The following is a 9313-nucleotide window of genomic DNA, read 5'->3' as shown; positions in this document are numbered from 1 at the left end:
TAATGTCACAATACTTATCTCAAGTATTGCCATTTTGGAGGTGTTTTATATTGTCTCACTATTTTAGGTTAGTCCACATATTACTCGGTTTTCATTAACGTTAAATCTGCAGTAACTCACGGTAATCTCATGGTTTGCAGCTGAGGCTAATAGCTGAGACATGAGATAGAGATTGCGTTTCGCCTTGTCCTTTTCTAACGGAAGGAATCTACCTAATTTCTCACGTTCTATATCAAGCAATAATGGGTCTTCCCCTGAACTCCCTGGAAACCGTTGATTGTCCATTCCAACAATAAATACATGCTCACGATTCAAATAGATACCATTTTTATAGGACGAAATATGTAAAAAGCCAGGCTTTGGTCGGGAATGGCCAATATGTATTGACAAAAAATCATCCTCAAATTTTTGATAAACTTCTATTATAGCCTCATTTGCATAGGGCAACAGGTCATCAATTCTACCTAATAATGTCTCTTTCGCTAGTTGGTCAAATACGGAAGAAACTTTACAATAGTTTTGCAGAAAATATTTAATCGTTTTTAGCAGATCACTATAGACAATGGTTCCATCATGTTGGATTGTAGGTGTTTGTTTGAATACAGATGAGAACCATTTTAATAGCCATTGATAATGCTGGATTCGTTCCTCTGAAGTGTTTTGTTGATTGATTTTGTCATGGATTTGTGAAAGATAACGCTCTTTCCCCCAACCAATATGTGCATCCCTTAGCAAGTTTGCAATTCTAGCTTTTGACGGCGCGTCTTCTCTCAAATCCAGTAAATTTTCCTGAAGAAGGTCCAAGAAGACTAGCACACTATAAACTTCCTTCATCCAAGCCAGGATGCCTGCCACAAACTTTCCAGGACGCGTAAAACCAATTGGAATCCCCTCACCGTACGTCACAGGGAGTTGCATTCGTTCCGCTAGATGATACATAGTGGTTATATATTTCGAACTTGCTGTGTAAAAGATTACTGCCTCATCAAACCTGATTCCTTTTTCCTTCATGCGAAATAGTACTTCCTTTAGCTCCGTATCCTCCGTTTTAGCAGAAAAAAGGGAAAGTGTCGGAATCGTTGTTTGGCAATGTTCTACATCAAAAAGATAGCTTAATGGTGTTTCGCCACCGAAAACAACCTTTGAAAAAGAAGTGCTTTCAGGTATCTCCATACCTCGTACTGCTTCCATCGGTAAATGGAAGTAATTTGCTGGAAGTATACTCTTTATAAATTCTACTTGAAGGTAAGCTAACCTTAAGTTGCTCTGAAAAATGAAGACTTGGTTTCTAGAGTGATATTTTCCTAGAGCACTCCTGAAAAGCTCGGCTTCATCAATCATTTTATTTTTATGAAGAAGTTCTTCATAAGTCGCTAATATTCTTATCATATCTTCGCCTTTTGCAGGTGAAACAAAATCTTCCCTCGAAACTGAGCTACTTGTGTAGCCATCCAGGCGCAATAACTTTACTGTTTGGTACATCCTTTGGCTTAAAGTCGGCGTGATTTCAACCTCTTGAAAATAGCGAAAGTCCATCTTTTGCTCCGACAGTAGGGAATACATAAAATGAGTTCCTAGTGTGTCACTGATGAGTTGGTTTTCTTCTTTAGAGTAGGCATCAAGTGCAAGATCCTTAACAGTTTTGATTTTGATATTTACCGCATTATTTTTATTTTGAGTAAATTGCCTTAGTATTTGTTCGCCAATCATATATGAATCTACAAGTAAGATTTTTTCCGTTAATAAATGTTTATTACATATCGTTTCGAGGTGTTTAATGAGAACTTCCAAGGTTTTCACTCTCCATATTCGTGACTAGCCGTAACTTCTTTGTTTCTATCGGCGTGATATCTGTTCAATCGATTTTTGCCAAAATAAAAGGACGTCTAAATCTACATTCAGACATCCATGTTGTATTAACCTAATATTTGTTTTATCGTACTAATAGTATTCCCATTTATCGGTTCGCTAAACTTCCCATTTATTCGAACCGCAGAGCCGAAATGGTATTCGGTTGCATGAACTTTTTCATGAATTTCTACAATATTGTTGTGTGATAAGCCAGATCCTGGCATAACGACCGGTGATGGCTTTTCGTTAGCTAATGCAATCATTTCCTTAAGATTTTCTACACCTTCTAACGCCTTTGGCGCTCCTCCAGAGGTTAATACCGTTTGGATAGAATCACTATATTTTTGAAGGGTCTTATATGCCTCAATAATATCCTTTGCTTCATCAATTGCACGGTGGAAGGTAATTTTCATTCCATCCGCTGCTGCAATCACTATGTCAAGAAAGGCTTCATCAATCTCTCCGCTTTCCGTTAATGAACCAAAAACAATTCCTGTGGCACCAAGGTCCTTACAAACCTTTATATCTTCCAAAATCACTCGCTTATCTTCCTCTGAATATATAAATGAGTACCCATGAGGACGAATCATAACATGAACAGGAATGGAGACCGCTAGAACAACATCCTTTATAATTCCATACGAAGGTGTTAAACCTCCTTCTGTCATTGCCGTTACTAATTCTAAACGATTTGCACCATGTTCTTCGGCCATTCTTGCATCTACTGCGTCTTGTACAATAATTTCAAGTAACATGTTTATTTCCTACCTTTTATGTAATTTGGTACCGCGGGGACGGTTCTTATGGTCCTTATAAGGAACCAAGAGAACCGTCCCTCTGGTCACTTTGACACTCTTCCCCACTTACCTTATTTTAAACATCTTGTACATATAATACCCCATTGTCCCAAAAAGAGACACAAAAAAACCAATCATGTACCACATGCCTAGACCTTCATTTCCTTGGGCGACGTTAATCATTTCCAATGCACCAATCACTAGGAAAAACGTAAGAAGGAAATTCATCACGACGAGCATTTTTCGAGATGCTCTATATATGCCTTCTGCGTTTTCGGGTGTCACCTCAACAGGGTAATTATGAATATGCGGAAACTTACTCAAGATAAACATGGTCTTGAATAAAAAGGTTGCAATGATTGGGAGGATGAGAACACTACCTTTACCACCCCAGCTATTTGGCTCACCAGAGATATTAAAGTGGGTAGGTACTCGATCCGGGATTTCACCCCAACTTACGATGATGTAAACATAAATACCAACTAAAAATAAAATTGATAGCGTTTCTAGTATTCTTTCAGATATTGTTTTTGGGAGTTTAAGCACTGGTTTGTTGGACATAAAAAAACCACTCCTTCCTCATACTTTTAATACGATGAAGGGGTGGTAAGGGTTTCAATTTAAGACATTAATTTCATAAAAATGTATTTCATGGTTGATATTGTATCTGTTACACTAAAAAAGAAATATAACACAATCGTGTTAGGTTAATAGCACGTTGCAAAGGAGAATACATATGAGTACGTTCGAACAAATGTTAGAGAAATATGCTGACTTAGCTGTGCGTGTAGGTGTTAATGTACAGCAAGGACAAAACCTACTTATCAATGCACCTATCTCAGCTGTAGAATATGTTAGAAAAGTTGTAAAAAAAGCTTATGAGGCCGGAGCAAGAAATGTATATGTCGAGTGGAATGATGACGAAATTACACGCACTCGCTTTGATTTAGCACCAGATGAAGCATTCCTGGATTACCCAATGTGGAAAGCGAAAGGAATGGAAGAACTCGCTGAAAACGGAGCTGCCTTTTTGTCTATCATTTCATCAAATCCAGATTTACTGAAAGGTGTCAATCCTGAGCGCATTGCCAATGCAAATAAAACTGCTGGTCAAGCACTGGAAAAATACCGAAATTATTCTCAAGCTGATAAAGTAAGCTGGTCCGTTATTGCTGTGCCATCAGAAAGCTGGGCTGAAAAAGTATTCCCAGACCTCTCCTCTGCAGAACAAGTTGAAAAGTTATGGGAAGCGATATTCCAAGCAACTCGTGTAGATACGGAAAATCCCGTACAAGCATGGAAGGATCACAATGCAACTTTGCATGCAAAAGTGGAGTACTTAAACAAGAAAAAATATAAAAAATTGCATTATACAGCACCTGGAACTGACTTGATGGTAGAACTTCCTGAGGGTCACGTTTGGATTGGCGGTGGTGGTGAAAACGAACAAAATATTCAATTCGTAGCCAATATGCCAACAGAGGAGGTCTTCACCGTTCCTGCGAAAGAAGGTGTAAATGGTTATATAAGCAGCACGAAGCCACTCAATTACGGGGGAAGCTTAATTGATAACTTTACGCTCACATTTGAAAATGGACGAATCGTGGATGTAAAGGCTGAAGCTGGTGAAGACACACTCAAACGCCTTGTGGAAACAGATGAAGGCAGTCACTATTTAGGTGAGGTTGCGTTAGTTCCACATAGTTCACCTATTTCACAATCAAAAATTCTGTTTTACAATACTCTTTTTGATGAAAATGCCTCCAATCACTTTGCAATCGGAAACGCATATGCCTTCTGTATTGAAGGTGGTAAAACAATGTCGCGGGAAGAGCTTGTAATAAAAGGAGCAAACTCAAGTATCACACACGTTGACTTCATGGTCGGTTCAGGTGAAATGGACATCGACGGCATTACGACTGATGGAACCATCGAACCCGTTTTCCGTAAAGGGGACTGGGCATTCTAATATAATATTGTCTCTAGTAAATTTAACAAGTCATATATAGGCATCATTGGAGGATTTTCTCTTCCAGTGGTGTTTTTTTCTTTTTAATTATAAAATAGCCAATAATTTTATTTATTGATGCTATTGAAATTTAGATAGTATTATGTAAATATAGATGACAAGACACTTGTATTTCCAGATGTATCTCTTAAACTTTTTATAACCAAAAATTACCTTACCTAAGTTTGTGAAATTATTATCAAACTTATTTATCCTAGGAGGAAAAACTATGAATCTATTAAAATTGCGTAAAATGTTACAGGAGTTCTTACTTGAAGATTTAGGTGAACTGGATGTAACAAGTCAATCAATTTTCCCAATTGAACAAACAAGTCAAGGCGTATTTATTGCTAAAGAGGAAGGAATTATTTCTGGATTAGCCATTATTAAGGAAGCCTATCGCTTATTAGATTCTACCATTGGAGTCGAGCTTCGTTTTTCTGACGGAGATTATGTTTATGCTGGCGATTCAATCGCAACAGTAAGTGGACCGACATCCCACCTACTCACTGGTGAAAGAGTGATACTGAACCTTATCCAACGAATGAGTGGAATTGCAACCGTTACAAACAGATGTGTAGAAGCTTTAAACGACCCTTCCATTCGTATTTGTGATACTAGAAAAACCATTCCAGGACTTCGTATGCTTGATAAGTATGCAGTTGTAACGGGTGGTGGCAAAAATCACCGTTTTGGGCTCTATGATGGGGTTATGATTAAGGATAACCATATCGCCTATTGCGGTTCGATTACAAAAGCGGTTGAAGCGGTACGCGAAAAAATTGGCCATATGGTAAAGATTGAAGTTGAAACGGAAAACAAAGAAGAAGTCTTGGAAGCTGTGGAAGCTGGAGCAGATGTGATTATGTTCGATAATCGTAGCCCTGAAGAAGTGAATGACTTCACAAAGTTAGTACCAAAGGGAATCATCACCGAAGCCTCTGGCGGAATAACTTTAGATAATTTAGCCACCTATTCCGGTACCGGTGTCCAGTATATATCATTAGGATTTTTAACCCATTCAGTAAAAGCCCTTGATATTAGCTTGCAAGTAAAAGAAGGTAACAAGAAATCTTCTTTCAATGAATGATGATATGCTACCCGAGTACATCTGACTTGTTAAAAGTACGAGTGGAACTCGGGTAGCATGACCTTTGGGGGTATTGTGAATGTCTAAAAAAAATTGGATTTATTCTTTCTTACTTTTAATTAGCAGTATTCTTTTAGCAGGTTGCTTGAATAAAGTTGGTGCGGTGTCTGTCTCTGATACTGGCGATATTCGAACGACTATTATTGGCGGACGGACAGGTGGCGCATGGTCTGTTTTTACAGAAGGTATCGCCGAGTCGATTCGTCGTGAAAATAAAGGTTCACTTATTACGGTTGAGCCTGGCGGAATTGTTGAGAATCCGGCTAGTGTTGGAACAAACACGGTCCCTTATGGTATCTCCTATGCCATGACAGCTTACGCAGCATTTAGTGGAACAGAACCTTATAAAGAAGCCTATCCAGATATACGGGCGATTAGTGTGGTGATTCCTGCTAACTATTATCAATTAATCGCACGAGCTGACGTGGAATTCGATTCATTGGACGAGGTGATTCAAAAGGAAGCACCGATGCGGCTAGCAGTTGACCAAAGAGGCTCTGCGGGTGAAATCATAACCCGAACGATTTTACAAGAGTACGATGTAACCTATAAAGATATAGCATCTTGGGGTGGTTCTGTTGATCATTTAAGTGGTTCAAAAACGTTTGAATTGATGGGAGATAATCGAATCGATACAACAGGAGATGCAGTATCCGTCCCATCCAGTGATATTTTAGAGGCGGCCATCACAAATGACATGAAATTTATTTCGATGGACCAAGATATACTTCAAGATGTAGCAGATAAGCTAGGAATGGAGCTAGGTACAATAGCGGCAGGGAGTTATAATTTTTTAAATCAAGATATACACACCCTATATACCCCTGCTATTTTAATTGTTCACAAGGATGTTCCTGAAGAAGAAGTGTATCGCGTTACAAAGGCTATCTATGAAAATGTAGAATATCTAGGCACAGTCCATAAGGAATTTAAGAAGCTATCAGACGAAAACTTTAGCAAAGTTGGGAAGGTCCCTCTTCATCCTGGTGCAAAGAAATTTTTCGTAGAAAAAGGACTAATCCATTAAATTTAGAAGGGAGTTCCCGAGATAATGGGCTTTACAAATTATATAACTAGAACCTTTTCTGAAGGTGAAAAGCGTGACTTGACAGGTCCCGCTGCTAAATATTTTAAAAGTATTGCATTCATCTTATCACTATTCCAAATTGTGTCTGTTGTCTGGGGAAAACTAGATCCGATCCAACTGTTGGCAACTCATCTAGCTTTCATTCTAATCTTGACCTTTTTATATTATAGTTTTTCAAAACAAAGCAGAACAAGCGCTACACCGACAATCCCTGACTATATTTGTTCACTCTTAGCTTTAGGTGCCGGATGTTATTTTAATATCCACGCTGAACGAATTTCGGAACGGATTCCAATTGTCGACCCTATGTCCCCTTTGGATATTTTTGTTGGCTTCGTATTTGTCCTATTAAGTATCGAAGCAGCACGTCGCACGATTGGAATGCCGATCGTCATCATCGTTTTAATTGGAATCAGTTATGCACTTTGGGGCCATCATTTAGGAGGACTCATTTGGCATAGGGAATTTTCGTTTTCCGAAGTAGTTGAAGATCTAGCTTATAGCTTTAACGGCCTTTGGGGTTCACCAATTGCAGTTGCAGCATCATTCGTGTATATGTTTTTACTATTTGGAGCGTTTTTACAAAAGGCGGGTGCGGGTGAGTTCTTCTTCCAGTTGTCGACAGCTCTTGCTGGAAGAACCCGCGGTGGAGCAGCCAAGGTGGCCGTCATTGCGAGTGCATTTTTTGGCATGATTTCTGGTAGCCCAACAGCGAATGTTGTAACAACAGGCTCATTTACGATTCCAGTGAGTAGGCGTTCCGGATACAAACCAACATTTGCGGCAGCAGTTGAGGCAGCTGCATCGACTGGAGGTAGTATTTTACCACCAATTATGGGGTCCTCTGCCTTTTTAATGGCAGCAATTACTCAGATTCCATATATTTCGATTGTTATTGCTGCCATTATTCCTGGAATACTTTACTATACTTCATTGCTTGCGATGGTTCATTTTGAGGCAATAAGATTAGATTTACCAAAGGCGAATAAAGAAGACATTCCTAACGTTTCAAACGTGTTAAAAGAAGGCTGGTACTATTTTATCCCATTGGTTATCTTACTCTTCTTTCTTTTAAATGGCTATAGCGCATCTAGAACTGGTTTTTACGGTGTATTAGCAATAATCGTAGTTAGCTGGTTTCGTAAAAAAACCCGAATGGGTGTTAAGCAAATTTTTGAAGCGATGCTTGATGGTGCAAAATCCTCTATCCCAGTAACAACAGCTTGTGCAGCGGCTGGGCTAGTCATTTCAGGTATCATGTCAACGGGACTTGGTGGTAAATTAACGAGTATTGTCCTTGGACTAACTGAAGGTATGCTCCTTCCTACCTTGATTCTAGTTATGCTCATTTGTATTATTTTAGGAATGGGAATGCCGGTTGCTGCTGCTTATATTTTAACAGCGATGTTAGCTGCTCCAGCCTTAATGGAATTAGGTGTTTCATTAATGGCTGCCCATTTATTTATTGTTTATTTCTCTATTTTTTCAGCGATTACACCACCTGTTGCAGTCGCAGCTTATGCCGCTGCCGGTATTGCCGATAGCAACCCAAACCAAGTTGGGATAGAAGCGGTTCGACTAGGTTTAGTGGGCTTCATCATTCCATTTATGTTTGTTTTAGAACCTGCACTTCTGCTCGATGGTCCACCTATTGAAATTTTTGTTTCATTCTTAACTGCGGTTATCGGTGTTATTGCACTTAGCGCAGGCGTGATTGGCTGGCTACAAAAATGTGCGACTTACCTTGACCGCATACTGTTAATCTCGAGTGGTCTATTGCTGATATATCCACATGTTTTATTCAGTAGTATGGGCATCATTTTATTTGTATTGGTGATTGCAGTACAAAAAAAGCGCCCAATACAATACACTCCACTCGAAAAAGGGGCTTAAAAGAAAAAGAGTTCGGTGTTGAAGTGACGGGTTCCAAATTTGGGTAGTAAAAGAGTAAATCACAATACATTTTAAGCGTGAATTCACAAACGAATTCACGCTTACATTTTTTATATTGACTTCGGACACAACTACCATAATTTTGCCTTGGCTTTTCCGAAGTTACCTCTACTTCGGACACACTAACGATGATTTTGCCTTCCCCTGTCCGAAGTTACCTCTACTTTGGACACAACCGCGATGTTTTTATCTTCCCTTGTCCGAAGACACCTTGACTTCGGACACAACAGTGATGATTTTGCATTCTCTTGTCCGAAGTTACGTCTACTTTGGACACAACTGCGATAATTTTGCCTCCCCTGTCTGAAGTTACCTTGACTTCGGACACAACAGTGATGATTTTGCATTCTCTTGTCCGAAGTTACCTCTACTTTGTACACACCTGCGATAATTTTGCCTTCCCTTGTCTGAAGTTACCTCTACTTTGAACACAACCGCGATGATTTTGCATTCCCCTGTCCGAAGTT

The 9313-nt window shown here is 39.3% G+C and carries 7 protein-coding genes; 4 read left to right on the top strand and 3 right to left on the bottom strand.

All coding sequences use genetic code 11. The annotated features are described in order from the left end of the window. Nucleotides 1-63: 63 nt before the first annotated feature. The 3 genes from ACR65M_RS04790 to ACR65M_RS04780 all read right to left on the bottom strand — a co-directional run bounded on the left by ACR65M_RS04790 (nt 64) and on the right by ACR65M_RS04780 (nt 3209). Complete coding sequence (locus ACR65M_RS04790) at nt 64-1791, bottom strand: PD-(D/E)XK nuclease family protein (RefSeq protein WP_440272694.1); 1728 nt, start codon at nt 1789-1791, stop codon at nt 64-66. Between the two features lie 125 nt (nt 1792-1916). Further along, nucleotides 1917-2606: a copper homeostasis protein CutC gene (locus ACR65M_RS04785; protein ID WP_440272693.1), complete on the bottom strand. Its 690-nt coding sequence runs from the start codon at nt 2604-2606 to the stop codon at nt 1917-1919. A gap of 108 nt (nt 2607-2714) precedes the next feature. Further along, entirely contained in the window at nt 2715-3209 is a 495-nt protein-coding gene (locus ACR65M_RS04780; protein ID WP_440272692.1) for a DUF1648 domain-containing protein, read from the bottom strand. A gap of 175 nt (nt 3210-3384) precedes the next feature. Between ACR65M_RS04780 and ACR65M_RS04775 the strand changes: the two genes are divergently transcribed. The 4 genes from ACR65M_RS04775 to ACR65M_RS04760 all read left to right on the top strand — a co-directional run bounded on the left by ACR65M_RS04775 (nt 3385) and on the right by ACR65M_RS04760 (nt 8786). Continuing rightward, nucleotides 3385-4617 (top strand): aminopeptidase, encoded by a 1233-nt coding sequence (locus ACR65M_RS04775; protein WP_440272691.1) that lies wholly within the window; start codon nt 3385-3387, stop codon nt 4615-4617. Between the two features lie 268 nt (nt 4618-4885). Beyond that, complete coding sequence (nadC, locus tag ACR65M_RS04770; RefSeq protein ID WP_341332205.1) at nt 4886-5746, top strand: carboxylating nicotinate-nucleotide diphosphorylase; 861 nt, start codon at nt 4886-4888, stop codon at nt 5744-5746. A 79-nt stretch (nt 5747-5825) separates the two neighbouring features. Then, nucleotides 5826-6833 (top strand): TAXI family TRAP transporter solute-binding subunit, encoded by a 1008-nt coding sequence (locus ACR65M_RS04765; RefSeq protein ID WP_440272690.1) that lies wholly within the window; start codon nt 5826-5828, stop codon nt 6831-6833. Between the two features lie 24 nt (nt 6834-6857). Then, the gene (locus ACR65M_RS04760) at nt 6858-8786 is read left to right on the top strand and encodes a TRAP transporter permease (RefSeq protein WP_440272689.1); all 1929 of its coding nucleotides are present in this window, start codon (nt 6858-6860) and stop codon (nt 8784-8786) included. Nucleotides 8787-9313: the final 527 nt, after the last annotated feature.

The sequence above is a fragment of the Ferdinandcohnia sp. SAFN-114 genome, from assembly GCF_059415045.1.
Note: the sequence above shows the minus strand (reverse complement) of the source record. Positions and strands in the feature narration are given on the sequence as shown.